This is a genomic window from Yersinia sp. 2541 StPb PI (assembly GCF_052217145.1).
Classification (GTDB): Bacteria; Pseudomonadota; Gammaproteobacteria; order Enterobacterales; family Enterobacteriaceae; genus Yersinia; species Yersinia enterocolitica_E.
On record NZ_JAZGQB010000001.1, the window covers coordinates 2,306,511 to 2,332,503 of the forward strand.

Consider the following 25,993-nt stretch of genomic DNA (forward strand, 5'->3'; position numbering starts at 1 on the left):
CTCCTTCACAATCAAGCAACCGCAGGCGCGGCATCAGTAGCAATATTCGGGGTGCGTAGCATCGCCAGACTTAACGCCTGTTCTTCAGTGGCAGAACCGTGGTCTAACTCACCAGAGATTGCCCCTTCCCGCATCACCACGATTCGGTCAGCCAGCCCAAGAACTTCTGGCAAATCACTGGACGCAAACAGCACCGCAATACCCTGTTTCGCCAGTTGATAAATCACGTTATAGATTTCATGTTTAGCCCCAACGTCGATACCTCGAGTTGGCTCATCCAACAGGATCACTTTCATATCTTCGGATAACCAACGGCCCAAAATGGCTTTCTGCTGGTTGCCGCCGGACAAATTCATAATCAGTTGTTGAGGGCTGGGTGTTTTGATATTCAAAGACTGAATACGCAGTGCCGCATTCTCCTGCTCCCAGCGGTTGTTGATCAAACAGCCAGCCGTCAGTGTTTTGCGCCGTGCGCTGATATTGATATTGTCCTGTACCGAATGAACCGGAATAATGCCATCTGCTTTACGGTCTTCCGGGCATAACATGATCCCGGCGGTGATGGCATCGATGGGTGAACGAATCGTCAGTGGCTTGCCATCCAGCAAAACCTGACCACTGCTAAGCCTGGTGCCACCAAACAACCCTTTCAGTAATTCACTGCGCCCCGCCCCCACCAAACCAAACAGGCCAACAATCTCCCCTTGATGGACGGTCAGGCTTATTGGCGATTTCACCCCAATCGCCTTCACCTCTTGCAATGTAAGACGCTCTGGCCCTATTTCACGCGGCTGATAACCATAAATATCACCCAAATTGCGCCCAACCATGGCTTGTACCAGCGAGTCGTTATTCACCTGGGTCATATCGTCAAACGTGCGCACATACCGGCCATCTTTAAACACCGTAATGGCATCACTCAGTGCAAAGATTTCTTCCATCCGGTGTGATACATACAAAATGACCCGCCCTTCGGCGCGTAATTCACGGATCACCCGGAACAGTTGTTCTATCTCTCTGGCAGAGAGCGAACTGGTCGGCTCATCAAAAGCAATGATTTTGGCATTACGGGCCAGCGCTTTGGCAATTTCCACCATCTGCCATTGGCCGATGGAGAGATATTTCAGTGGGGTATCGGGGGAGATGTCCAGCCCCAAATGTGAGAGCTGCAAACTGGATTCATAGCGCAATAATTTGCGATCAACCATGCCCATCTTGGTAGGTAATTGGCCCAGATAGATATTTTCTGCCACCGTCATTTCCGGCACCAAATGCAGTTCCTGATAAATGATCGCGACACCGGCATCAAGCGCATCGGTGGTATTGGCAAAATTAACCACTTTGCCCTTAATGTGAATTTCACCCTGAGTCGGTGAGTAGTTACCGCTGAGAATTTTCAACAAGGTTGATTTCCCCGCGCCATTCTCTCCCATCAGGGCATGGATTTGACCGGCCTGACAGGTAAAACTGATATCATCCAGCGCTTGAACACCGGGGAAACTTTTTCCAATGCCACAAAAAGCCAGATAAGGTGACTGTTCGGCTTCCAGCTCGGCTTGTAACGCAGAATGGAGTGCTGACATGATGGCTTCCTTATAAAGTTTGGGTCGCACGGTACCACCCGTCTGTGTGGTCCATTGGGGCAAGCCGTAGCCTGCCCCCGTGCGCCATAGTCTGTATACCCTTCGAATTTGACGCGGCCAGAGGGTTAGCCGCCACGCCCATGACGTTGGGTATAACGGAATTACATCAAGCCTTTCTTCTCTAACTCGACTTTGAAGTTATCCCGGGTGATCAGCACCACATCAGTCACTTCAGTAAATTTCGGTGGTTCAACACCTTTGGTCACCCAGTCATTCAGCATCTGGATACTCTTATAACCATGAATATCCGGGCTTGGTAACAGAGAGCCATAGAAACCGGTAGCCTGGCCTTTGGACAGTTCACTGACTGCATCAACGCCATTGATACCAATGCCAATCACATTGGGTGCTTTAAAGCCCTGACCTTCTGTCGCCCGGACACCACCCAACACGGTGTTGTCATTCATGCCGACAATCAGCCAGTTTTTTACTTCAGGATGCTGGACTAACATGGAGTTGGCGGCATCAAATGCCCCAGGGATATCATTGGATTTGGTCGGTACTTTATAGATTTGCTTTTCTGGGAACCCTGCGGCTTTCAGCGCGTCCATTGACCCACTGGTACGTCGGCGAGCCGTGTCCAGTTCATCAGAAGTGATCGCCATTACCGCCGTTTCACCCGGTTGCCAGCCGCGTTTACTCATCTCTTTCCACAGTTCCTGTCCTTGACGCTCACCAATTTTGGTCGCCGCCATCATGACTAATGGAACACTTTCCATCGGTTTGCCTTTGGCATTCACAAATTGGTCGTCTACTGCGATCACTTTCAGGTTATAACTGCGCGCCTTCGCCTCGATGGCCGGCCCCAGTTTCGGGTCTGGTGTACAGATAACAAAGCCTTTCGCACCACTGGCGGCAAGGCTATCGATAGCATTCAAGGTTTTCTCACCATCGGGCACTGCAATTTTTATCACTTCAAAACCTAAATCTTTCCCTGCTTTATCTGCAAACTTCCATTCGGTCTGGAACCAAGGTTCTTCAGGCTGCTTTACCAGAAAACCCAACTTCATGCTTTCGGCAATAGCTGAATGTGACATAACTGCCGCTAACCCAACGACTGCCAGCGCCTTAGTTAATTTATGCATAGTGTTCTCCGAACTATTTTTGTAGGAAGAGATGATTTTTGTTTATTTAATCGTCAACCACCCAAATCATCTGATTTTTAGTGGAAACGTTATCAATGTTATTTTTCAGTTTTAGTGCGGTTGAATGCTTTATTGAAAGCCACTTAACCTCACCACACCCGGTAAGACGCTGACAGTTTTAACGTTAATTATGCTTTAGAATGTAGAGCGCTATCACATCCAGGGATTACAGTTTATTTATCCATATATTCAGCAAATTTAACCTCTCTCTAACTTTTGACTGACATCACAAAAACACTGTAGGAAGCAGAAAAGTACATACTTCCAGCCATCGGCTCCTCACATCTTGCTGTCACTCACTCCTATGGTTATTGGCAATGAATTCCTGTTTTCTGCAAATGTTAGGAGCAACCACTATGACAACCAGCGTTGTATCGGCGGACCGTCCTTTATTAACCAATAAAGCTATAGCGCTCGGATTAGATTTTGGCAGCGATTCCGTCCGGGTATTGGCGGTAGATTGTCAACATGGCACCGAGATCGATACCGAAGTTGTCTACTACCCTCGCTGGCAGCAGGGCCTTTATTGTCAGGCCGCACAAAATCAGTTTCGCCATCATCCACTGGACTATATAGAAGCCATGGAACAGGCGATCCGTCAGGTCGTCAGCCGCCTGTCAGAAGAGCAGCGCCTCCAAATCGTCGGGATTGGTGTTGACTCCACGGGCTCAACACCCGCGCCGATTGATGAGCAAGGACAGGTATTGGCACTGCGCCCTGAATTTGCAGATAATCCCAATGCTATGTTTGTGCTGTGGAAAGACCATACGGCTATAGAAGAAGCGGAAGAGATTAATCGCTTATGTCGCAGTGGCGAATTTGCCGACTATTCCCGCTATATTGGCGGTGTCTACTCTTCTGAATGGTTCTGGGCAAAAATCCTGCACGTGACACGCGCCGATGCCGCCGTGCGTGATGCAGCGGTGTCGTGGATTGAGTTGTGTGATTGGGTACCGGCACTGTTATCCGGCACCACCGCCCCACAGGATATTCAACGGGGGCGATGCAGCGCGGGCCATAAAAGCTTATGGCACCCATCATGGGGGGGATTGCCACCGCGTGAATTCCTGGCGGCACTGGATACCCGTCTGGTAGACGACCTTACATACCCTATGTTTACTGATACCTACACGGCTGAACGGCCGGTGGGTTTAATTACTGCCGCATGGGCTGAGCGTTTGGGGCTACCGACCGGTGTTGTGCTCTCTGGTGGCGCGTTTGATTGCCATATGGGTGCCGTGGGCGCAGGTGCTCAACCTTATACCTTGGTCAAAGTTATTGGTACCTCCACTTGCGATATTCTGATTGCCGATGACAAGTTGGTGGGTGAGCGCGCCATTGCCGGTATTTGCGGTCAGGTTGAAGGCAGTGTGGTACCCGGCTGGATTGGTATGGAGGCAGGTCAGTCAGCTTTTGGTGACATGTATGCCTGGTTCAGTCGTTTACTGAGTTGGCCATTACGTCAGGCCGCCTTGGCACAACCCGAATTGCAACCCCAGTTAAAGCAGATTGAATCTACCCTCCTCGCGTCACTCACCGCTGAATGGGCAAAGAACCCTTCACTGGATCACTTGCCAGTGGTATTGGATTGGTTTAATGGTCGCCGTACGCCGAATGCTAATCAACGTTTAAAAGGGGTTATTACCGATCTGAATTTGGGAACCGATGCCCCTACTCTATTTGGTGGTTTTATCGCAGCAACCGCTTTTGGTGCGCGCGCTATCATGGAGTGTTTTGAACAGCAGGATATTCCGGTTGAGAACGTGTTGGCATTGGGCGGTATTGCGCGTAAATCACCGGTTATCATGCAAGTTTGTGCCGACGTGATGAATCGACCACTGCAAATTGTTGCCTCTGATCAATGTTGCGCGCTGGGAGCGGCAATTTTTGCCGCCGTGGCCGCAGGAATATATCGCGATGTCCCTGCTGCGCAGCGTCAGATGGCCTGTAAGATTGAGCGCACTCTGACACCAGACGCCAGCCAGGTTGCTCGCTATCAGCAACTTTATCAGCGCTATCAACAGTGGTGTCTGTCAGCAGAACCACACTATATGCCAGTAACCGATACACCTGCGCCAATGACCGAGACGACACACTGATCTTGGCGATCAAACTGATTTATAAATATATTTTTTATAACAATTTATTAAACGGAGTATCAGATGGACGTATTCAAGCAATCAGAAGTGTGGTTTGTCATTGGTAGCCAGAACCTGTATGGCCCGAAAACCCTGCAACAAGTTATGGATAATGCCCATCAGGTGGTTAACAGCCTGAATAGTGAAGCGGGCTTGCCAATAAAACTGGTACTAAAACCGTTGGTGACCACACCGGATGAGATAACTGCACTGTGCCGTGAGGCGAACTATGATACCGCCTGTATCGGGGTAATGACGTGGTTACACACCTTCTCTCCCGCCAAAATGTGGATTGGTGGTTTGAGTATTCTGAATAAACCTTTATTGCAATTCCACACTCAGTTTAATGCGCAGATCCCGTGGGAAACCATGGATATGGACTTTATGAACCTGAACCAAACCGCCCATGGTGGCCGCGAGTTTGGCTTTATCGGCGCGCGGATGCGCCAACAACACAGCGTGATAACCGGTCATTGGCAGGATAAAGCAGCGCATCAACGTATTGGTCAATGGATGCGAGTAGCGGCAGCCAAACAAGAAAGCCAACAGCTTAAAGTGGCACGTTTTGGCGACAACATGCGCGAAGTGGCAGTAACCGACGGTGATAAAGTGGCTGCTCAAATCCAGTTTGGTTACTCAGTTAATGCCTATGGGATCGGTGATTTAGTCACGGTGGTGGATGCCGTTAGCAAAGGTGATATTGATACCTTGGTTGAAGAGTATGAAGCCACTTACCGCTTCACTGATGCGGTAAAACTGAACGGCAATAAACGTGAAAATTTGCTGGATGCGGCCCGTATTGAATTAGGCATGAAGCGTTTTCTAGAACAAGGCGGTTTTAAAGCCTTTACCACTAACTTTGAAAATCTGTATGGCCTGAAGCAGTTACCGGGGCTGGCAGTACAACGACTGATGCAACAAGGTTACGGTTTTGGCGGTGAAGGTGACTGGAAGACTGCCGCGTTGCTGCGCATTCTGAAAGTAATGGGCACTGGCCTGAAAGGTGGCACCTCGTTTATGGAGGATTACACCTATAACTTCCAACCAGGCAATGATTTAGTGGTTGGCTCTCATATGCTGGAAGTGTGTCCCTCTATCGCCAAAGAAGAGAAACCGTTGCTGGATGTACAACACTTAGGTATCGGTGGTAAAGCCGATCCGGCGCGCTTGATCTTCTCTACACCGGCAGGCCCGGCACTGAATGCCAGTTTAATTGACATGGGGAACCGTTTCCGCTTATTGGTCAACGTCGTCGATACTGTCGAACAGCCGCACCCCTTACCTAAACTGCCGGTAGCCCGTGCTATCTGGCAAGCTCAGCCGTCGCTGGCAACGGCTGCTGAAGCTTGGATTATCGCCGGTGGCGCGCACCACACGGTATTCTCTCAAGCCGTCGGGGTGGATGAATTGCGCCTGTATGCCGAGATGCACGGTATTGAATTCCTGTTGATCGACAATGATACGACGCTTCCTGCATTTAAAAATGAAATCCGCTGGAACGAAGTGTATTACCATCTAAATCGCTGAGTTAAGGCTAATACAGCGATTTAATTTGTTGATTTAAATAGACCTAGTAATTTAAATAGACTTAGTGATTTAAATAAATCAATTGATTTAAACATGCTATCCAGGGGCTTAACGGCCCCTGAGTTTAATGACAACCTGTCCGCCACGGTGAAAAACCAGCAGATCGTAAAGACGTCATTTTCCCCGCGCATAATAAGCACCTATTTAGGCTCGAACCGCACCATCCTTGCCACGGATACAATATTTTCTGCCTATTCTCCCCACCAGAGCTCGTGTCGTCGAAGTTTGTCAGCAGTCGAGGAGCTTAACAGCCCTATATGTTTTCAACATCGCCGTCACTGCCGCTAACGTGCTGCCCATAACCAATGAGGTGTGGCCTCTTGTTGTATCGTTGTCTCACTTAACTGTTTATCCAACAAGATATGGCGACAGTGGCTTTCCTGCTGTAGCGCCGCCACCAGCTCAGCAGCATGGGACACCACAATCACCTGGGTATGTTGTGCCGCCTGCCCAATCAACCGCGCTAATGGTTTTAACAGATCAACATGCAGGCTGATTTCGGGTTCGTTCAGGATCATCATTTCGGGAGGTCGTGGCGATAGCAATGCCGCCACCAGCAATAAATAACGTAAGGTACCGTCTGATAGCTCTGCAACCTTGAGTGGCCTTAACAAACCTTGCTGTGACAACAGCAACTCAAAATTGGGTTCAATAGCCAACGTAGTTCCGGGAAAAGCATCTGTAATGGTATGCGTGAGTGCATCGGTATCCCCGATCTCTCTGATCGTTTGTAACGCAGCGGCCAAGTCCGCACCATCACTGGCCAGTACCGGTGTATAAGTCCCCACTTGAAGCTGGCGAGCTGGCGCATGACGGTCGGTACGCAGATTGTCATAAAAACGCCAGGCCCGCATCCGTTCGCGCATAAGCAGAATCTCTGGGGCATCACGGGGGTCTGTGCTGTGGGTCATCATACTGTCATAGGCCGCTAACCCGTGATATGACTCGCGCCAAATTCCGCGCTCATCACGGATGCGAACCCGCGGGCCTCGCCGCTCAGCAAAAAGCGCATTATTGTTCAGGGTATCGCCACACCACAGGCTTTCAAGCTTGATTTCAGGATCCAATGCAAAAAATGACCTGCGCGGTGTGGGGAGACCCAGATCGATAGCATAACCATAGTCCGCGCCAGCAAAGCCCAATTTGAGGCTCACGGGATGATGGCGAGTGGTACCTTCAATCGGTTGTTCTCCTGATTTCATCGACTGGGAAAACGACGCGGGCCCCGCCCAGAGGGTTGATTGTAACCCGCCCTCCGCCGCCAATGATTGGATAACCTGCCCCTGACCAATATCTGACAGCAACCGGAGCGCTCGATAAAGACTGGACTTGCCACTGCCATTCGCGCCGGTAATGACATTCAATTGCCCCAATTCAAGTACCACATCGCGTAACGAACGGTAGCCAGAGATAGCAAGCCGAGTGATCATCATTCTTCCTTCTTCAACAAAAAATCTTAATTTGCGAAACACTGATTATATACACAGTGGTATTCGATGACCCATCTTGTCTTTACCTCGTTTAGGCACTGTTTACGGTTTTGTGATTGGTGTCTTGTATATCGCTGTCGTTTTATTGCCGTTCAATCACTCAATTTAGCGTAACAGAAACCGGTTACAGAAACCGGTTGCATAAATAACGTTTTCCCTAATACACTGAGGATAGAGATTTTATCAAACACCCTTTTTATCCATTACATGAGAGTGATTTTATGTCTGCTTTCCCGAAAAATTTCCTGTGGGGTGCCGCCAGCGCCGCTTATCAAGTTGAAGGTGCCTATGATACTGATGGTAAAGGCCCTTCTATCAGGGACACTTTTGCACATCTGCCCGGTACCACCTATCAGGGAACCAATGGTGATGTTGCTGTCGACCACTATCATCGTTTCCGCGAAGATGTAGCTCTGATGGCGGAGATGGGCATGAAAAGTTATCGTTTTTCAATTTCATGGCCGCGTTTGTTGCCAACAGGCCGTGGGGAGGTGAACGCCGCGGGAGTTAAATTCTACAGTGAATTGATCGATGCATTGCTGGAACACAACATCGAGCCGATGATTACGCTCTATCACTGGGATTTGCCACAAGCCTTGCAAGATGAAGGGGGTTGGGAAACCCGCAGCACCACCGATGCTTTTGAAGAATATGCACGTTTGTGTTATCAGCACTATGGTGATCGGGTCAAGCTCTGGTCAACGTTCAACGAGACCATCTGTTTTATTGGTTTTGGCTATATTACTGGCGGTCATCCGCCGGGCGTCCAGAATCCTGCCCGTGCTATCCAAGCCTGCCATCACGTTTTTGTCGCTCACGCCAAAGCGGTTGCAGCATTTCGTGCCAGCGGTATCGACGGGACAATAGGTTTTGTGAATGTCCTGCAAACCAACACGCCACTGAGTGATTCCGCCGAAGATATCGCCGCATTTCGCTTAGCTGAAGGGATCTTTACCCATTGGTTATATGATCCAGTGTTAAAAGGTGAGTATCCAGCTGAATTGCTGGCGCAGACCCAGGCCATTTGGGGTGTTCCACAATTCGCCCCCGATGATGATGCTCTGTTACGTAACAATATCTGTGACTTTATTGGGTTGAACTACTATAAGCGTGAAACTATTGCTGCCAATAACCAAGAAACGCATCTGACCATGAACACCTCAGGTGAAAAAGGTTCCGGTCATCAACAAGGGAATGAGTTCGGCTTCAAAGATTTGTTTAAATTTGTCCGCAATCCTAACGGGATTTATACCGACTGGGATTGGGAGATTTACCCGCAGGGCCTTACTGAAGGTATCATGAATATCAAGGCGCGCTATGGTGACATCCCTATCTATATCACTGAAAATGGCTTGGGTGCTAAAGACCCAATCATTGAGGGCGAAGTGGTTGATGATGACCGGATTGATTACCTGCGTCAGCATATTGTGGCAATTGAAGATGCCATCAAGCAAGGTGCAGATGTCCGTGGTTACTATCCGTGGTCATTTATCGATCTACTCAGTTGGTTGAATGGCTTCCAGAAGCAATATGGTTTTGTTTATGTCGACCATCAGAAACAACTGGCACGTCAGCGTAAAAAAAGCTTCTTCTGGTATCAAGGGGTGATTAAAACCAACGGTGACAAGTTGTAATCACGCACTGTATGGCTGGTGATAGCTGGGTGAGAGATTCTCACCCAGCGTTATTTTAAGCGAGATTAATAACCCACTGCGCGATGCATTACTCAGTTTGTAACCGCCACAACCGTGCATAGGCTCCTTCCTGAGCAAGTAGCGCCTGATGACTGCCTTGTTCCAATACTTGCCCGTTTCCTAATACCAAAATACGATGACATTGGCGCAATGTATTCAATCGATGAGCAATGCAGATGACGGTGCGATTACGGATAATTTCTGGTAACTGGCGCATAATTGCCGCCTCAGATTCATAATCCAGAGCACTGGTGGCTTCATCAAGAATCAGTATTTTAGGATCCGCCATTAGCGCCCTCGCCAGAGCAACTCGCTGCCGCTGCCCGCCAGACAGCATACTCCCTTTTTCCCCCACCTGGGTTTGATAGCCCTGCGGTAGAGCCATAATAAAATCATGCGCCCCCGCCTGCCGGGCAATCGACTCAACCAGGGTATCATCAGCATTAGGCTGGCACTGGCAGATGTTGTCGCGCAGGCTACCAGAGAACAAGATGCTATCTTGCAGTACCACACTCATTTGGCGACGTAATGCCGTGGCATCTGTAATCGCCAAGTCCTGCCCATCTATCAGAATTTGCCCATGTTGAGGAATATATAACCGCTGTAGTAACTTCGTTAGCGTTGATTTGCCACAGCCGGATGGCCCGGTAATGCCAATAAACTCGCCACCAGCAATATCTAAATTAAGATTTTGTAAAACTTCGGTGGTATCTGATCGATAGCGAAAACGCACCTGTTTAAATGTCAACCGCCCGGTGCACCCATGACTTGATGATAATCCGGTGCAGCCCGGCTCGGTTGGATAATCCAAAATGGTACCAATCCGTTTCAGAGCGACTTGCGTATGGTGGAAATCTTGCCATATCTGAGCCAAACGTAAAATGGGTTGAGTTACGTAACCCGAAAACATTGAAAAAGCAATGAATTGACCTGGGCTTAACCCCCCTGCCAGTACCAATTTAACGCCAAACCACAACACTATGGCTGAGGTGACTTTATTAATAAGTGTAATACCTTGCTCAGCAATATTTGCCATCCTCATGCCAGCAAATGATGCCTGCACATAACGGGCTAATGACTGCTGCCAGCTGCGATTAAACTGGCTTTCGGTGGCAGTGGTTTTTATCGTTTCCAACCCGCTAATTGCTTCAGTTAAAAACGACGTATTATCTGCACTGGCTTCATATTGACGCTCAACCCGCTGACGTAAAACACCGCCAATGGCCCACCAAAACAGGAGGTAACAGATCAGAGAGAACAGAACTATCCATGTCAGTTGGCTGCTATAACAAAACATCACAATTATAAATGTACCAACAAAGATCAGGTCCAATAACATGGTTAATGCAGACCCCGTCAGAAAACTGCGAATCTGCTCCATTTCTTGTACTTTGGCGATAGTTTGCCCTGTCTGCTGTGCGCCAAAATAAGCCAGGGGCAACCCCAGTAAATGGCGATAAAGGCGGGTGTTAAGTTCGGCACCAACTCGGCTGGAGAGATGTGAGAACAGCCAGCCACGCAAGAAGGTGTAACAGGGTTCGGCAATTGCCAATGCTATCATGGCGCAGCCCAATACCATTAAGCTCCCGACGCCGCGGCTCACTAAGACTTTGTCGATCACCGTTTCAAATAGCATTGGCGTCACCAGCAAAATAGCCTGTAATAACAGTGACACTAAAACGATATTACGTAATTGATGGCGATATTTAGTAATAACCGGAATAAACCAACCAAAGCCAAAAGAGGCTTTTTTCGGTCCCTGTAACTCTGCTTTCGCCAATAAAATAGCGTCACCACGCCACAAGCAGGCCAGTGCTTGCTGGCTTATTTGCTGCTGCTGTCCCGTGGCGGCAAAATAAACCACCGCACCCTGATCATTCAGCGCCAGTAGTACATACCACTGATTCTCATCACTGAATAAGATAGGCAGCGCCAGATGTTTCAAACGGTCATATGACTGACTGACTTTTCTGGCCCGCAAACCAATCCAACCGGCACCACGACACAGCGCAATGTAATCTATTTTTTCCGGCGCTAATCCGAGTTGATGCGCCAACTGCGCAGGCTCAACCGCCAGATCAAAACATGCAGCAGCCCGAGCCAGTGCTGCCAATGGCTGGATGACCTGCGTTGATGTTGAATTCTTCATCTCAACGCTCCCTCATGGCTTCGGATTGGTATTCTTGTAATGGGCTGAGTAAGTAATCGATAACCCGCCGCCGGCCGGTTTTAATCTCTACACTGACCGCCATACCTGCGGATAAACGCACCGACTTCCCTTCAACGCTCAGCCTGTCGCTGTCCAGACGGATCCGGGCCGGAAACACTAAGCCTTGTTGTTGGTCCTCCATCGCATCACGAGAAATATGCTTTACTTCACCCGACAACGTGCCAAATCGGGTATAAGGAAAGCTATCAACTTTCACCTCCACCGCCTGCCCTGGCAGCACAAAACCCACATCCTTATTGAGGATCATGACATCGAGTTCTAACTGATGACTTTCAGGCACCAATACCATTAACGGTTGAGCCGTGGTGACCACGCCGCCCATAGTATGAATCGCCAATTGTTGAATCACGCCGGTAACCGGTGCGCGTAAGGTCTGTTGGCGCTGCTTTTCTAGCAATTTGATCTGCTCTTGTCGCAATTGGTTGATAACTTCATGAGCTTGATTTAATCGTTCCTGGTAACTCCGCCTCTTTTCAGCTAAATAGTGCAGTCGGGTTTGTGACAGGTGGTGTGCTTTCGCCTGCAAGATAGCCTGTTCATTGTCCAAACGGCTACTTTCAGCCGTGGCATTTAGCCATTCCCGCTCTTGTAGCAATAACTCCACGTCGGCGATTGACTTGGATTTAGCGAGTGTTCGTAACGCCTGCAACCGTTGATGAATGTTTTTCATTAACACTTTCTGGTGCGTAATATTAGTCATACCCGCTTGAATATGGGCCTGGTTAACCGCCTGTTCACTCTCCTGGCGCGATAACTCTGCATTGACCTCGTTTACTTCTTTGTGCAAAAGTGCCCTGGCGGTGATGTTCAAATCATCAGGGCTACTTTCAGGGGGAGTAAACATCGCGGCGGGGTTCACTGTCAGTAGCGCCACCATACGGGCAGCTTCCAGTAAGCGATGCATTAATTGCTGATTGATATTACCTAGCTCGGCATCAATGCCGATTGGATTTAACTCAATCAACACCTGGCCGGCTTCAACTTTGTCACCATCGCGCACCTTAATTGCGACCACCACCCCCGGTTCTAGCGGTTGGATCACTTTCGAATGTTCAGAAACAATCACTTTGCCCTTAGCTGACGCGTGAATATCAAGCCTTCCAACAATCGACCATACCAATGCCAGCAGCAGTGTCAGCGCCAGAAACCATGCAGTGCGCCGTGCCAGTGGTGCCACTGGCCGTTCCACAATATCCAGATAGGCAGGCAGGAAATCATATTCATCACGGGTGCGCTGAGGCGAGAAATGGCGTTGCCAACGGTTCTTTATGGCATTGAACCATGCTGTTCTATACCAATATTGCATCAACTTCATTTTGATTCCTCATGGCTGAAGTCAGCCTGTTGCTGCCACAATCGGGCATAAACGCCATTTAGCGCCAGTAGTTGATCATGGTTAGCCAACTCAGTAATGCGGCCTTGTGCCATGACACCGATGCGATGGCAATGTCGCACCGTCGAGAGGCGATGGGCAATAGTGATGACAGTACGATTGGCGATAATGCGGGCCATATTTTTCTGTACTTCCGCTTGCGACTCGTCATCTAACGCACTGGTTGCTTCATCAAAAATCAAAATACGGGGATTAGCCAGCAATGTACGGGCAATGGCAATACGCTGACGCTGACCACCAGAAAGCGAGGCACCGCCCTCTGACAGCACGGTGTCATAACCTAGTGGCAAGGCGAGTATAAAAGCGTTGGCTCCCGCCAGACATGCAGCCTTGACCACCTCATCCAATGATGCCGTGGGTCGTGAATGGGCGATGTTCTCCCGTACCGTACGGTTAAACAGATAACTCTCCTGCATCACAACCCCTATCTGACGCCGCAACATGTCGAGGGATAAATTTCCAATTGGGATGCCATCAATATTGATTACACCCTGCTCTGCGATATAGAGGCGTTGTAATAGTCGGGCAACGGTACTTTTACCCGAGCCTGATGGCCCCACCAGCCCGATATGTTCGCCAGCACGCAGAGATAAGGAAAAATCCTGTAGTACCGGGTTTAAATCGACGCGATAACGGAAAATCACCTGTTGCAACGTGATATCTCCTCGAATCGGGTGGTCAAGTGGCACCGCCCTCACCGACTGCTCCGCAGGTAAGCTCAAAATGTCAGAGATCAGCATTAGCCCCACTTGGGCCCGGATGCTCTGTTGCCACAAATCAACCAACTTACTCATTGGCATCAATGCCTGCACCGCCAACATGTTAAAGGCGATCAGTTGCCCGATACTGAGCTGCACCGACATCACTTGATAAGCACCCACCACAATCACCACTGCACCAGCCAGTTTTTGCAATAACTGAGCCGCCTGACTACTGAGATTTTGCAGGTTTTGTACCTGAAAATTCGCTTCAGCATAATCACGTGTTTGGGTTTCCCAGCGTTGATGCATTTGGGGTTCCAGCGCCAGACTTTTTACCGTTTCCACGCCAGAGACAGTTTCAGTTAAAAATGCCCCATTTTGTGCGGCACAACCGCACAGGACTTCAACTTTCTGTTGTAATGGCCGGGTGGTCAGCGCCGCTAATAACAGATATAACGGCAATGTGCCTAAAATGATGAGCGTCAGTAGTGGTGAAATGCACCACATGACAATAAACAACACCAGGGTAAAAACCACATCAACACATAGCGTCAGTGCGGATCCCGTAATAAATTCTCTAATATTGTCCAGCTCCTTCACTCGAGCGACAATATTGCCCACATGGCGTTGCTTAAAATAACTTAGTGGTAATTTGATTAGGTGGTTAAATAGCTTGCCGCCCAATAAAATATCAACCCGAGTGGTCGTGTGAGTGAAAATATATTCTCGCAGTAATTTTAATACGACTTCATATATGCCTACGACTAATAGCACAATAATTAACACATCAAGTGTTGTGAGTGCATTATGGACCAGCACTTTATCCATAATAACCTGAAAGAAAAGAGGAGAAATCAAGGCCAGAAACTGTAATAACATTGATAATACTAATACCTGAATCAATGATTTACGGTGGCGCAGTAATACGGGAACAAACCAGCGAATATTGAAACGCGAATGGCTACAACAAATGATGACACCACTCCAAATCGACGTAAGCTCTTGATAAGTTATTATTTCTGGCTTCCCGCTATCTGCATGTTGCAGTAGCACCTGCTTTTCATTAATACGTGCCAATAAGATAAATTTGCCTTGCATATCGCGAAAGGCAAGTGGCAATTGTTCTGGTTTAATATTATTTAATGACTTTTTTATGATTTTGAAGCGAGCTGCTGTGGTATGTGAAAATTGCGCTAAATAGCGCTGCAATGATGCACGTGTGGCCATGGTCCAACAACCGATAGCATTTTTGTGGCTAAAATCCTCAACAGTGTCTGAATTCAACCCCGCCAGACGGAGTAATCGAGCAGCGCAGACCAATGAGGAATGAACGTGGTTTTCCATAGAGTAGATTACCTAAATTATTAGGAACATCTGTTAACATAAGAAACAGATAATCGCCAAAACAAGTCTAAAAACATATAACGCCGGTATCATAGAATGGTTTTTATATATCGTTCATATCGCGTAAGGATTTATAACTTTTGATAACTCAAAACACCTTAGTTTCGTTATGTTTGTGAATTTTAATTCACAATGGAGCGATATAAATTAGACATATTAGGCCGCCAATATTAAGAATATCTATGGTAGGACACTTAACCTCGGTCACTTCACATTTATTGATTTGTATCGTCAATTATTCATCGCTTTATGTGATAATTTTGCGGTGATTTATAGCCATAGTGGTTGGCTGCCGCCGTTTTATCACTGATAACAGGACTTTTTCTCGCCATGACACCGACAATGCCTTCGACTGCCGATGACCTCCCCCCTCATTCAGATTTTATTCGTCACCCAGCAATGTTGCCAATCATGCATATTGCTCAGCAATTAGGTGTTAGCACCGATGATGTCATCCCTTATGGGCATCATATGGCAAAAGTTGATATCCGGGCGATCCAGCCTGGTCGTGCGCAAGGCAAACTGATTTTAGTTTCCAGTATCACCCCAACGCCGTTAGGCGAAGGGAAAACCGTAACAACGATTGGCTTAAGTCAGGGGATCAACCGATTAGGTCACCGTTGTGTTGCCTGTATCCGTCAACCCAGTCTTGGCCCGGTCTTTGGTGTGAAAGGGGGTGCTGCGGGTGGCGGTGCTTCACAGGTGCAACCGATGGAGAAACTGAACCTGCATCTCACAGGTGATATCCATGCCATCAGTGCTGCACATAATCTGGCCGCCGCCGCTTTGGATGCGCGGTTGTACCATGAGCAACGCTTGGGGCTGGCGTTTAGTCAACAAACCGGATTACCGTTACTGAATATTGACCCGCAGCGGATCCTCTGGCCACGCGTGGTTGATCACAACGACCGGGCGCTACGCCATATTCGTGTGGGGATCGGCGAAAGTACCCACGGTGTGGAGCGGGCAGACCATGTAGAAATAGCCGCTGCATCTGAATTGATGGCTATCTTGGCCTTATCAGAAAACCTGCAAGATATGCGACAACGCATTGGCCGGGTTATTTTGGCTCACTCCACCCACGGCGAACCGATAACCACAACAGATTTGGGCGTCGCCGGTGCCATGACCGTGCTAATGAAAGAGACTATTCATCCAACATTAATGCAAACCAGTGAACACACCCCGGTACTGATCCATGCAGGCCCTTTTGCCAATATCGCCCACGGCAACTCATCGGTTCTGGCAGACCGGTTGGGCTTACAATTAGCGGATTATGTGGTAACCGAAGCGGGTTTTGGTTCCGATATGGGGATGGAAAAATTCTTTAATATTAAGTATCGCCAATCCGGTATTGCCCCCGCTTGTGTGGTTTTGGTGGCGACACTGCGTAGCCTGAAAGCCAATAGTGGCGCGTATGATATTAAGCCGGGTCAGCCACTACCTGCCGAGATCCTCAATAGCAATATTCCCTTGCTCAATCAAGGTTGCGCCAATCTGAAATGGCACATCAATAACGCGAAAAGTTACGGTTTGCCGGTGGTGGTTGCGGTTAATCGCTTCCCCGACGACAGCCCCGAAGAATTGAGATTTTTAGCCGACTATGCTTTATCTGCCGGCGCACTTGCTTGTGAAATCAGTGACGCTTTTGCCCTGGGAGGTGCCGGGACCACCGCACTGGCTCAACAAGTGATAACTGCCTGCGCTCAGGGCGCTGAGCCGACGTTACCCTATCCAGACAGCGCCACACTGGAGAGCAAGTTACAGGTTATGGCACAGCGTTATGGCGCCCACGATGTGACATTTACGCCTCAAGCGCGCCAACAACTTGATGAGATAACCGCAGCAGGTTTCGGCCATTTGCCGCTGTGCATCGCCAAAACACCCCTGTCTATCAGTGCCGATGCCAGCCTGAAGAACGTCCCACATGATTTTGTATTGCCTGTAACGGCCTGTGCCGTGTCGGCAGGTGCCGGATTTGTTCGTATCTACACTGGAAATATCATGACCATGCCAGGGTTGGGTACCCAACCGGCGTATTACCATATTGATATAGATGACGAAGGACACATTTGCGGGTTAAGCTAGCATCATACAAAGAAGTGATAGCGACAGATGGTTATCACTCCTTATTAATAGATTACTAAGGTTCACTATGTCTCAACCGCAGGAATATCAGCGCATTGGCGGCTGGTTATTGGCCCCACTGGCTTATTTGATCGTCACACTGCTCAGCGCCAGCCTGATGCTAGTACTGTATGCCATGGCCATCTTCACCCCAGAGTCACGAGAGTATCTGGTGACCAACTCACAGGCATTTACCCTACAATGGTATTTCTCGGTGATAACAACCTTGGTGATGTGGGCCTATACATTATGGGTCATCTGGTTGTTTTGCAGCCGCTCACGTCGTCTACCGAAATGGTTTATTCTTTGGTTATTGTTAACCGTGCTACTGGCACTAAAGGCCTTTGCTTTCTCGCCGATCAGTGATGATATTGCCTTACGCACTCTGGGATGGCCCTTGCTGGCCGCCGCTGTTTTTGTGCCTTACATCAAACGTTCTCAACGCGTGAAGCATACTTTTACCGAACTTTAATGGGATTGCGCACCTTTTCCCCCTAAAATAGCCAGTAAATCGTAATAACCCTGCACTTCATCTGTTGTCGTCAGGCCGCCAATTTTGGATAATAGGCGGCTTTTATTTTTTTAGGCTTCGTAATGACTGAATACCTGCTCCTGTTTGTCGGTACTGTATTGGTAAACAACTTTGTGCTGGTCAAATTCCTTGGCCTGTGCCCGTTTATGGGGGTCTCCAAAAAACTGGAGACCGCTATTGGTATGGGGCTGGCAACTACCTTTGTACTAACATTGGCCTCTGTTTGCGCCTGGATGGTAAACAGCTTTATCTTGCTGCCGCTTGGTTTGGTGTATTTACGCACATTGGCTTTTATTTTAGTCATCGCCGTCGTGGTGCAATTTACCGAATTGGTGGTACGCAAAACCAGCCCGGCACTTTATCGTTTGCTGGGGATATTTCTGCCACTGATCACCACTAACTGTGCTGTGTTGGGTGTCGCGTTGCTTAATGTCAATCAATCTCATAATTTTATGCAATCGGCGGTTTATGGCTTCAGTGCCGCAGCTGGTTTCTCTCTGGTAATGGTGTTATTCGCTGCTATTCGCGAACGGTTGGCGGTGGCTGACGTTCCTGCGCCATTCCGCGGGTCTTCTATCGCCCTGATTACAGCAGGTTTGATGTCATTGGCCTTTATGGGCTTTACCGGGTTGGTGAAGTTCTAATGATGTCGTTATGGATTGCCGTAGGTGCATTAAGTACATTGGCGCTGATATCAGGCGTGGTGCTTGGTTTTGCTGCTCGCCGTTTTCAGGTTGATCAAGACCCCGTGGTTGAGCAAGTAGAAGCAATCTTGCCGCAAAGCCAGTGCGGTCAATGTGGCTACCCTGGCTGTCGGCCCTATGCAGAAGCTGTATCCTCTCAGGGGGAGAAAATCAATAAGTGCGCACCGGGTGGCGAACAAGTGATGCTTAAGCTGGCTGAACTGCTGGCGGTTGAACCACAACCTCTAGAGGGTGACGAAGCGGCGGCTCATCCACAGCGTAAAGTGGCCTTTATTGATGAAGCCAATTGTATTGGGTGCACAAAATGTATTCAGGCCTGCCCTGTCGATGCCATTGTGGGTGCCACCCGAGCTATGCATACCGTATTGCCAGACCTGTGTACCGGCTGCGACCTTTGTGTTGCCCCTTGCCCGACAGACTGTATTGAAATGATTCCGGTTGCCACCACCACCGCTAACTGGAAGTGGGATCTGAGCACTATTCCGGTCAAAAATCTTCCCAGCCAGTTAGTGGCCTCACAGATGATTCCAGTGAAAATGATAGATGTGGAGCAACATGTTTAAGCTGTTTACTGCCCGCCAACACGACAATATCTGGGATTTTGACGGGGGTATCCATCCACCGGAAATGAAGTTGCAATCCAGCACGGTGCCAATGCGCATCGCATCCTTGCCTGAGCAAATGATCATTCCGTTGCAACAACATCTGGGGCCAGAAGGTGAACTGCGCGTCAGAACCGGTGAACAAGTATTAAAGGGCCAGCCGCTGACCGTGGGCCGTGGCCGCACAGTTCCAGTACATGCCCCCACCTCTGGCACTATTACGGCTATTGCCCCGCATACCACTGCACATCCCTCCGGGTTGGCTGAGTTGTGTGTACATATTACCCCGGATGGTGAAGACCGTTGGCGTGAGCAACAGCCGTGGGCCGACTATTTACAGCGAGATACCGCAGCGTTACTGGATCGTATTCATCAAGCGGGTATCGCCGGTTTGGGCGGCGCAGGCTTTCCGACCGCCAGTAAATTACAAGGTGGCGTGAACAGTGTTACCACCCTGATTATCAATGCGGCTGAATGCGAGCCTTATATCACTGCCGATGATCGGTTAATGCAGGAGCACGCGCAGGAACTGGTCGCCGGTATTGATATTCTAAGACATTTGCTGCAACCACAGCAGGTGTTGATTGGCATTGAAGATAATAAGCCCGCCGCCATTGCGGCTTTACAACATGTATTACAGGGCCATGACGAGATCCAGTTGCGGGTTGTACCGACTAAATATCCGTCCGGGGGTGCCAAGCAGCTCACCAAAATCCTGACTGGTAAAGAGGTGCCTTTCGGCAAGCACTCCTCATCCATTGGGGTATTGATGCAAAACGTGGGTACAGTAGTTGCCATTAAGCGAGCGATTATCGACGATGAGCCATTAATTGAACGAGTCGTGACACTCACTGGTGATGCATTAGCAAACCCAGGCAATTTCTGGGCCAGAATTGGGACACCGGTATTGCACTTGTTGAAACTGGCCGGATTTCAGCCTCAGCACCAACCGATGGTGATCATGGGTGGCCCGCTGATGGGCTTTACCTTGCCAAGTTTGGATGTACCGATCGTTAAGATCAGTAACTGTATTTTAGCGCCGACCGAAGCCGAAATGGGGCTATCTGAACCGGAACAAGCTTGTATTCGCTGTGGCTTATGTGTTGATGCCTGTCCAGCAGGTTTATTGCCCCAACAGCTCTATTGGTTCAGTCGAGGTGAAGAACACGAGAAAGCGCGCAATCATAACTTATTCGATTGTATTGAATGTGGTGCTTGCGCCTATGTATGCCCGAGCAATATCCCATTAGTACAGTATTACCGTCAGGAAAAAGCAGAAATCCGCGCCCTCGATCAGGAAAATGCCCGAGCAGCGGAAGCCAAAGCACGTTTTGAGGCCAAACAAGCGCGGTTGGAACGAGAAAAGCATGCGCGTGAACTGCGCCATAAACAAGCCGCGGTCAAGCTGACTGATGCTGACCAGCAAAAGGTTGAAGCCGCTGTCAGTCGATTAGCTCGCCAGGATAAGAATGCCGACGCGGTTATCAGCGTGATCGCAGGGCAAGCACCGGATAACAGTGCCGTTATTGCCGCTCGAGAAGCACGTAAAGCACAGGCCAGAGCACGTCAGGCAGAAAAACAGCTGACTGTCGCCTCCGATGAGTCAACACCGTCGTCGGTTGATCCGCGCCAAGCCGCTGTAGCTGCTGCCATTGCCCGGGTCAAAGCCAAGAAAGCCGCACAAGCACAGCTTGAGTCCGCGGTTGCGACGCATGAACATGAAGAATCAGAAGAAGATCCACGCCAAGCCGCTGTAGCTGCCGCCATTGCCCGGGTCAAAGCCAAGAAAGCCGCACAAACACAGCTTGAGCCCGCGGTTGTGACGCATGAACATGAAGAATCAGAAGTAGATCCACGCAAAGCCGCTGTAGCTGCCGCCATTGCCCGGGTCAAAGCCAAGAAAGCCGCACAAACTGCTAACCCAGATTAAGAGGTAACACACTGAACTGACGCACTGCCACTGCGGCAGTACATCAGTTCGTCAACATCTGATAGTTATAAACCACCGAGATATCACGCATTTTTGATTCGGCGTGACAACTGTCTATCTCAATAACTTCCATTTCGATACCACCACCAAACTCTTCGCGTAATTTTGGCAGCACTTCATTAAACAAATAAATTGAGAATTTCACACACTCTTTGGCACTACCTTGGTGGGATATGGAGAGAAACTCCCCCGCCGGAATAGAGATATGATCAACCTCACGCAGCCCCTGGATTTCATGCCGCTTGTCTTTATCAATCGCAGTCGAATAATTCACACTGTTTTGCCCTTGTTGACACTCTTTGGCAGAAAACAGCGAGTACACCCGTTGGCATGAGAAATTAACTTCCTTAAAGAAATCGAGCAGAATTTCATCTTTCATCGCCATACAGGAGGAGTGTTGACCACTACAATGGTTGTGTTCGTCAAAATCCAGCCGCCGTGTAAAGCCCACCAATTCTCGCGGTGGTAAAGATATCCGTTTGATTTCTGGGGTGTAATTTTCACAAAAACCGAAACGGGGAATCATCCCTTGCACATCCCAGTGTTCCATTTGACGAAAACTATTTGGGGTAACACCAAAACGCTTCTTAAATGTACGGGTAAAGGTTTGCTGCGAATCGAAACCCAACTCATCAGAGATTTCAATGATAGGACGGCGTGAAATGCGCAATGCAACCGCTGCGCGAGTCAGTACCCGGCCACGTATATAGGAGGCTAATTGTACCCCCACAATACTTTTAAATTTCCGTTGTAGATGCCATTTTGAATATCCAGAAATCTTCGCCACATCGTCCAGTGTGGGCCTCTTTTCTAAATTGATTTCAATCCACTCAATTAATTCTTCTATAAACAATATGTCTTCGTTTATCATCTTATTGTTCTTTAAATATATAATTACAGTGCATACTACATTAATCTATCATTATGCCAACGCTTTTCTCAAATCTAATTTCACAAGTTAATAAATCGTTAACTTACAGTTGATTAGCTACAGATAAAACAAAAACAAACCCATTAAAACAAAGAGTTAAATCTATTTATCTGAGACCAAAGCCTAATACCCACAAGCCGCACAAAAACCCGTTTTTGCTATATGTTTGTTACCATCGCGATATAAATTGCAAGTTAAATTTTTAGATTAGCCTGATTTATTAAATGCTACAGCTTACTTAATATTTCAACACATTATGGATAATAACCCTATGATTAAGGCGTATTACACTTTGTCTGAATAGGGTAGAATGCGGCACAAATATTATCCCCCTGACGGCTGAGTGTATCGATGCCCGCAAGTATTGACTTGCCAGCGCGATAACTGCGTTTAAGAACTCTGTTAAGCATTCGACATATGGTTGTAATTTCATGAAATTCAGGCCAGCAGCATCGACCCAGAACAAAGGGTTGCAAATAGCCAGTTCCCCTTTTACGCACAATCAACGTAGTACCCGTAGCATCATGCTGCTGGTGATTCTGGCCTGCATTCCGGGCATTATTGCTCAGACCTACTTCTTTGGTTATGGCAACCTGATTCAGGTAGCACTGGCAATGGTTACCGCCATGCTAGCCGAAGGGGCCGTTTTGCAGTTACGCAAACAGCCCGTATTGATGCGGTTACAAGATAACTCCGCCCTGCTCACCGGCTTACTGCTGGGGATAAGCCTGCCCCCATTGGCCCCTTGGTGGATGATTGTGTTGGGTACGCTGTTTGCTATCGTCATCGCTAAACAACTGTATGGTGGTTTGGGACAAAATCCGTTCAACCCGGCCATGGTGGGTTATGTTGTTCTGCTTATTTCATTCCCGGTACAAATGACCAGTTGGTTACCGCCGCTGCCATTACAAGCTGCACCGGTGGGGTTTTATGACTCTCTTTTAATTATCTTTACCGGATATACCCACAGTGGCGCTGATATTCATCAACTCCAGATGAGTTATGACGGTGTCAGTCAGGCCACACCGCTTGATAGCTTTAAAACCGCCCTACGCTCACAACCCGTAGATCAAATTCTGCAACAGCCCATTTTTGCCGCAACGCTGGCGGGGGTAGGCTGGCAATGGATCAATCTCGGTTTTCTGGCGGGCGGCTTATTGCTGCTATGGCGTAAAGCGATTCATTGGCACATTCCGGTCAGTTTCTTGTTGGCACTGGCTGGCTGTGCCGCAATTAGTTGGATAGTTGCCCCGCAAAGTTTTGCCCCGCCGATGTTGCACCTGTTTTCCGGTGCCACCATGTTGGGGGCGTTCTTTATTGCCACCGATCCGGTCAGTGCCTCCACCACGCCCCGTGGCCGGCTGATTTTCGGCGCATTAATCGGTATTCTGGTGTGGTTAATTCGGGTGTATGGTGGCTATCCTGACGGGGTTGCCTTTGCCGTACTGCTGGCCAATATTACTGTTCCACTGATTGACCACTATACCCAGCCTCGGGTTTATGGTCACAACCGTGCCGGTAAATAAGGAGCCGTTATGCTAAAAACCATGAAGCGTCACGGCATTACTTTGGCGCTGTTTGCCGCCGGTGCTACCGGATTGACGGCGGTGGTTAACTCACTGACAGAGTCAACCATCGCCCATCAAGCCGCTTTGCAACAAAAAGCGTTGCTGGATCAGGTTGTCCCGGCTGAAAATTATGACAACGATATGCAAGCAGAATGTTACGTTGTCACTGATGCCGCGTTGGGTAACCTGTCGCCTCATCGCTTGTATCTGGCCCGGTTGGCGAATAAACCCGTGGCTGCCGCGATTGAAACCACCGCTCCCGATGGTTATTCCGGCGCTATCCAACTGTTAGTCGGTGCAGATTTCCACGGTAATGTGCTGGGCAGTCGGGTGATAGAACATCACGAAACCCCCGGTCTCGGTGATAAAATTGATATTAGAATCTCTGACTGGATTAGCCATTTCAGCGGCCAACATGTAGCAAGTGAACAAGACAAACGCTGGGCCGTAAAAAAAGATGGCGGTACCTTTGATCAATTTACCGGCGCCACCATTACACCAAGAGCAGTGGTGCGGGCGGTGAAAAGCACCACGCTGTATTTGGAAACCTTGCCAGCAAGGCTTGATAGCCTGCCAGGCTGTGGAGAACGGCAATGAGTGAAGCAAAAAATCTGTTAGCGCAGGGGTTATGGAAGAATAACTCAGCGCTAGTGCAGCTACTGGGGCTATGTCCGTTGTTGGCGGTCTCCTCTACCGCCACCAATGCCCTCGGTTTGGGATTAGCTACCACGCTGGTATTGGTATGTACCAATACCGCGGTATCGGCTTTGCGCCGCTGGGTGCCAAATGAAATTCGTATTCCAATCTATGTGATGATCATTGCTTCCGTGGTCAGTACCGTGCAAATGCTGATTAACGCTTATGCCTTTGGGTTATATCAATCCCTCGGGATATTTATTCCATTGATTGTTACTAACTGCATTGTGATTGGCCGGGCGGAAGCTTACGCGGCCAAGAATCCGGTGGGGTTATCGGCACTCGATGGCTTGGCTATGGGGCTAGGGGCAACCAGCGCGTTATTTGTACTGGGATCACTGCGTGAAATCCTGGGTAACGGTACGTTGTTTGATGGCGCGGATATGCTGTTAGGTAACTGGGCAAAAGTGCTGCGTATCGAAATTCTGCATCTGGATAGCCCTTTTCTGCTGGCAATGCTGCCGCCAGGTGCCTTTATTGGTTTGGGATTACTGCTGGCCGGTAAATATGTCATTGACGAAAAAATAAAAGCGCGCAAAGCACAAGTAGTAGCAACTGCGCCGCAACTTCAGGATGGAGATGCCGGGAAAGCCTTATGAATAAAGAAAAACGTGTCGCGATTCTGACCCGTCTGCGGGACAACAATCCACATCCAACCACTGAACTGGTCTACACCTCACCTTTTGAACTGCTTATTTCGGTATTGCTCTCGGCACAAGCCACCGATGTCAGCGTCAATAAAGCCACTGCCAAACTTTATCCGGTGGCTAATACCCCGCAAGCCCTGCTTGACCTGGGTGTCGATGGCCTGAAGGCATACATCAAGACCATCGGCTTGTTTAATACCAAAGCTGAAAATGTGATTAAAACCTGCCGTATTTTGCTGGAAAAACATAATGGCGAGGTGCCTGAAGACAGAGCAGCACTCGAAGCGCTGCCCGGTGTGGGGCGTAAAACGGCCAATGTGGTGTTGAACACCGCCTTTGGTTGGCCCACAATCGCGGTAGATACCCATATATTCCGTGTCTGTAATCGCACTGGCTTTGCTCCCGGTAGCAATGTAGATCAGGTTGAAGCCAAGCTACTCAAGGTGGTTCCGGCTGAATTTAAACTTGATTGCCACCACTGGTTGATCCTGCATGGTCGCTATACCTGTATTGCCCGTAAACCGCGCTGTGGTTCGTGCATTATTGAAGACTTGTGTGAGTTTAAAGAGAAGGTCTACCCCGAGCATTAATTCACTGACCACGCTCAGTAAATACCTGTGGCGGTGAGCACCGGCCGACGATAAGAATGCTGATACATCACGCTGCCACTCTATGCAGTGAGCGCGATACACTTCTGGCGCGTCTCACCGCATGTTATCAACCACGATAAACCCCCTCTATGCCGCGATTGCGGTATTCGATTAGACGCCA

Annotated in this window: 19 protein-coding genes; 12 read left to right on the forward strand and 7 right to left on the reverse strand. The window is 48.9% G+C overall.

The genetic code is table 11. The features are described from left to right. Window positions 1–11: 11 nt before the first annotated feature. Both araG and V1953_RS10260 read right to left on the reverse strand, forming a co-directional pair. Complete coding sequence (araG, locus tag V1953_RS10255) at window positions 12–1,583, reverse strand: L-arabinose ABC transporter ATP-binding protein AraG (RefSeq protein ID WP_102970411.1); 1,572 nt, start codon at window positions 1,581–1,583, stop codon at window positions 12–14. Between the two features lie 161 nt (window positions 1,584–1,744). Then, entirely contained in the window at window positions 1,745–2,728 is a 984-nt protein-coding gene (locus V1953_RS10260; RefSeq protein WP_083158872.1) for an arabinose ABC transporter substrate-binding protein, read from the reverse strand. 416 nt (window positions 2,729–3,144) lie between these two features. On the opposite strand from V1953_RS10260, the gene V1953_RS10265 reads away from it, so the two are divergent. After that, complete coding sequence (locus V1953_RS10265; RefSeq protein ID WP_102970412.1) at window positions 3,145–4,887, forward strand: ribulokinase; 1,743 nt, start codon at window positions 3,145–3,147, stop codon at window positions 4,885–4,887. 63 nt (window positions 4,888–4,950) lie between these two features. Further along, window positions 4,951–6,453 carry an L-arabinose isomerase gene (gene araA, locus V1953_RS10270; protein WP_083158873.1) on the forward strand — a complete coding sequence of 501 codons (1,503 nt, stop codon included), beginning with the start codon at window positions 4,951–4,953 and terminating at the stop codon, window positions 6,451–6,453. 344 nt (window positions 6,454–6,797) lie between these two features. On the opposite strand, the gene V1953_RS10275 is transcribed toward araA, so the two are convergent. Beyond that, complete coding sequence (locus tag V1953_RS10275) at window positions 6,798–7,943, reverse strand: AAA family ATPase (RefSeq protein WP_083158874.1); 1,146 nt, start codon at window positions 7,941–7,943, stop codon at window positions 6,798–6,800. A gap of 281 nt (window positions 7,944–8,224) precedes the next feature. Between V1953_RS10275 and V1953_RS10280 the strand changes: the two genes are divergently transcribed. Next, window positions 8,225–9,637: a GH1 family beta-glucosidase gene (locus V1953_RS10280; RefSeq protein ID WP_442850875.1), complete on the forward strand. Its 1,413-nt coding sequence runs from the start codon at window positions 8,225–8,227 to the stop codon at window positions 9,635–9,637. Between the two features lie 88 nt (window positions 9,638–9,725). On the opposite strand, the gene V1953_RS10285 is transcribed toward V1953_RS10280, so the two are convergent. From V1953_RS10285 to V1953_RS10295, 3 genes are read right to left on the reverse strand one after another with little or no spacing between them, the layout of a single operon-like run. After that, the gene (locus tag V1953_RS10285; RefSeq protein ID WP_420073437.1) at window positions 9,726–11,846 is read right to left on the reverse strand and encodes a type I secretion system permease/ATPase; all 2,121 of its coding nucleotides are present in this window, start codon (window positions 11,844–11,846) and stop codon (window positions 9,726–9,728) included. Window position 11,847: 1 nt separating this feature from the next. Continuing rightward, window positions 11,848–13,242: an HlyD family type I secretion periplasmic adaptor subunit gene (locus tag V1953_RS10290; RefSeq protein ID WP_442850876.1), complete on the reverse strand. Its 1,395-nt coding sequence runs from the start codon at window positions 13,240–13,242 to the stop codon at window positions 11,848–11,850. Then, on the reverse strand, window positions 13,239–15,365 hold the full coding sequence (locus tag V1953_RS10295) for a peptidase domain-containing ABC transporter (RefSeq protein WP_442850877.1): 2,127 nt from the start codon (window positions 15,363–15,365) through the stop codon (window positions 13,239–13,241). The genes V1953_RS10290 and V1953_RS10295 overlap by 4 nt, the downstream gene beginning before the upstream one ends. Before the next feature lie 390 nt (window positions 15,366–15,755). Between V1953_RS10295 and V1953_RS10300 the strand changes: the two genes are divergently transcribed. The 5 genes from V1953_RS10300 (at window position 15,756) to rsxC (ending at window position 21,320) form a co-directional block, all read left to right on the forward strand. Next, window positions 15,756–17,513, forward strand: a complete 1,758-nt coding sequence (locus V1953_RS10300) for a formate--tetrahydrofolate ligase (RefSeq protein WP_083158879.1) — start codon at window positions 15,756–15,758, stop codon at window positions 17,511–17,513. A 67-nt stretch (window positions 17,514–17,580) separates the two neighbouring features. Then, window positions 17,581–18,024 (forward strand): DUF2569 domain-containing protein, encoded by a 444-nt coding sequence (locus V1953_RS10305; RefSeq protein ID WP_372558995.1) that lies wholly within the window; start codon window positions 17,581–17,583, stop codon window positions 18,022–18,024. A gap of 122 nt (window positions 18,025–18,146) precedes the next feature. Continuing rightward, a complete protein-coding gene (gene rsxA / locus V1953_RS10310) occupies window positions 18,147–18,728 on the forward strand; it encodes an electron transport complex subunit RsxA (RefSeq protein WP_013649928.1) in 582 nt (193 codons plus the stop codon). Beyond that, window positions 18,728–19,351: an electron transport complex subunit RsxB gene (gene rsxB / locus V1953_RS10315; RefSeq protein WP_083158881.1), complete on the forward strand. Its 624-nt coding sequence runs from the start codon at window positions 18,728–18,730 to the stop codon at window positions 19,349–19,351. The genes rsxA and rsxB overlap by 1 nt, the downstream gene beginning before the upstream one ends. Next, complete coding sequence (rsxC, locus tag V1953_RS10320; protein WP_442850878.1) at window positions 19,344–21,320, forward strand: electron transport complex subunit RsxC; 1,977 nt, start codon at window positions 19,344–19,346, stop codon at window positions 21,318–21,320. Before rsxB ends, rsxC begins: the two co-directional genes overlap by 8 nt. A gap of 43 nt (window positions 21,321–21,363) precedes the next feature. Here the strand turns inward: rsxC and V1953_RS10325 are convergent, their stop codons facing one another. Continuing rightward, window positions 21,364–22,251 carry a helix-turn-helix domain-containing protein gene (locus V1953_RS10325; RefSeq protein ID WP_083158883.1) on the reverse strand — a complete coding sequence of 296 codons (888 nt, stop codon included), beginning with the start codon at window positions 22,249–22,251 and terminating at the stop codon, window positions 21,364–21,366. A 491-nt stretch (window positions 22,252–22,742) separates the two neighbouring features. On the opposite strand from V1953_RS10325, the gene rsxD reads away from it, so the two are divergent. The 4 genes from rsxD to nth are packed head-to-tail and all read left to right on the forward strand — an operon-like array spanning window position 22,743 to window position 25,812. Beyond that, entirely contained in the window at window positions 22,743–23,837 is a 1,095-nt protein-coding gene (gene rsxD / locus V1953_RS10330) for an electron transport complex subunit RsxD (protein ID WP_193784661.1), read from the forward strand. Between the two features lie 9 nt (window positions 23,838–23,846). Then, window positions 23,847–24,476, forward strand: coding sequence for an electron transport complex subunit RsxG (gene rsxG, locus V1953_RS10335; RefSeq protein WP_083158884.1), 630 nt, complete (start codon window positions 23,847–23,849; stop codon window positions 24,474–24,476). After that, window positions 24,473–25,174 (forward strand): electron transport complex subunit E, encoded by a 702-nt coding sequence (locus V1953_RS10340; protein WP_083158885.1) that lies wholly within the window; start codon window positions 24,473–24,475, stop codon window positions 25,172–25,174. Before rsxG ends, V1953_RS10340 begins: the two co-directional genes overlap by 4 nt. Beyond that, window positions 25,171–25,812: an endonuclease III gene (gene nth, locus V1953_RS10345; RefSeq protein WP_372558991.1), complete on the forward strand. Its 642-nt coding sequence runs from the start codon at window positions 25,171–25,173 to the stop codon at window positions 25,810–25,812. The genes V1953_RS10340 and nth overlap by 4 nt, the downstream gene beginning before the upstream one ends. The last annotated feature ends 181 nt before the right edge of the window (window positions 25,813–25,993 follow it).

What these genes read in the sequence shown, in the direction of transcription:
- V1953_RS10295 (WP_442850877.1), bottom strand. Translation starts at nt 15,365, where the DNA reads ATGGAAAACCACGTTCATTCCTCATTGGTCTGCGCTGCTCGATTACTC.
- rsxB (WP_083158881.1), top strand. Translation starts at nt 18,728, where the DNA reads ATGATGTCGTTATGGATTGCCGTAGGTGCATTAAGTACATTGGCGCTG.
- V1953_RS10325 (WP_083158883.1), bottom strand. Translation starts at nt 22,251, where the DNA reads ATGATAAACGAAGACATATTGTTTATAGAAGAATTAATTGAGTGGATT.
- V1953_RS10285 (WP_420073437.1), bottom strand. Translation starts at nt 11,846, where the DNA reads ATGAAGAATTCAACATCAACGCAGGTCATCCAGCCATTGGCAGCACTG.
- V1953_RS10265 (WP_102970412.1), top strand. Translation starts at nt 3,145, where the DNA reads ATGACAACCAGCGTTGTATCGGCGGACCGTCCTTTATTAACCAATAAA.
- rsxA (WP_013649928.1), top strand. Translation starts at nt 18,147, where the DNA reads ATGACTGAATACCTGCTCCTGTTTGTCGGTACTGTATTGGTAAACAAC.
- V1953_RS10280 (WP_442850875.1), top strand. Translation starts at nt 8,225, where the DNA reads ATGTCTGCTTTCCCGAAAAATTTCCTGTGGGGTGCCGCCAGCGCCGCT.
- V1953_RS10300 (WP_083158879.1), top strand. Translation starts at nt 15,756, where the DNA reads ATGACACCGACAATGCCTTCGACTGCCGATGACCTCCCCCCTCATTCA.
- rsxC (WP_442850878.1), top strand. Translation starts at nt 19,344, where the DNA reads ATGTTTAAGCTGTTTACTGCCCGCCAACACGACAATATCTGGGATTTT.
- V1953_RS10305 (WP_372558995.1), top strand. Translation starts at nt 17,581, where the DNA reads ATGTCTCAACCGCAGGAATATCAGCGCATTGGCGGCTGGTTATTGGCC.
- V1953_RS10340 (WP_083158885.1), top strand. Translation starts at nt 24,473, where the DNA reads ATGAGTGAAGCAAAAAATCTGTTAGCGCAGGGGTTATGGAAGAATAAC.
- nth (WP_372558991.1), top strand. Translation starts at nt 25,171, where the DNA reads ATGAATAAAGAAAAACGTGTCGCGATTCTGACCCGTCTGCGGGACAAC.
- rsxD (WP_193784661.1), top strand. Translation starts at nt 22,743, where the DNA reads ATGAAATTCAGGCCAGCAGCATCGACCCAGAACAAAGGGTTGCAAATA.
- araA (WP_083158873.1), top strand. Translation starts at nt 4,951, where the DNA reads ATGGACGTATTCAAGCAATCAGAAGTGTGGTTTGTCATTGGTAGCCAG.
- rsxG (WP_083158884.1), top strand. Translation starts at nt 23,847, where the DNA reads ATGCTAAAAACCATGAAGCGTCACGGCATTACTTTGGCGCTGTTTGCC.
- V1953_RS10275 (WP_083158874.1), bottom strand. Translation starts at nt 7,943, where the DNA reads ATGATCACTCGGCTTGCTATCTCTGGCTACCGTTCGTTACGCGATGTG.
- araG (WP_102970411.1), bottom strand. Translation starts at nt 1,583, where the DNA reads ATGTCAGCACTCCATTCTGCGTTACAAGCCGAGCTGGAAGCCGAACAG.
- V1953_RS10290 (WP_442850876.1), bottom strand. Translation starts at nt 13,242, where the DNA reads ATGAAGTTGATGCAATATTGGTATAGAACAGCATGGTTCAATGCCATA.
- V1953_RS10260 (WP_083158872.1), bottom strand. Translation starts at nt 2,728, where the DNA reads ATGCATAAATTAACTAAGGCGCTGGCAGTCGTTGGGTTAGCGGCAGTT.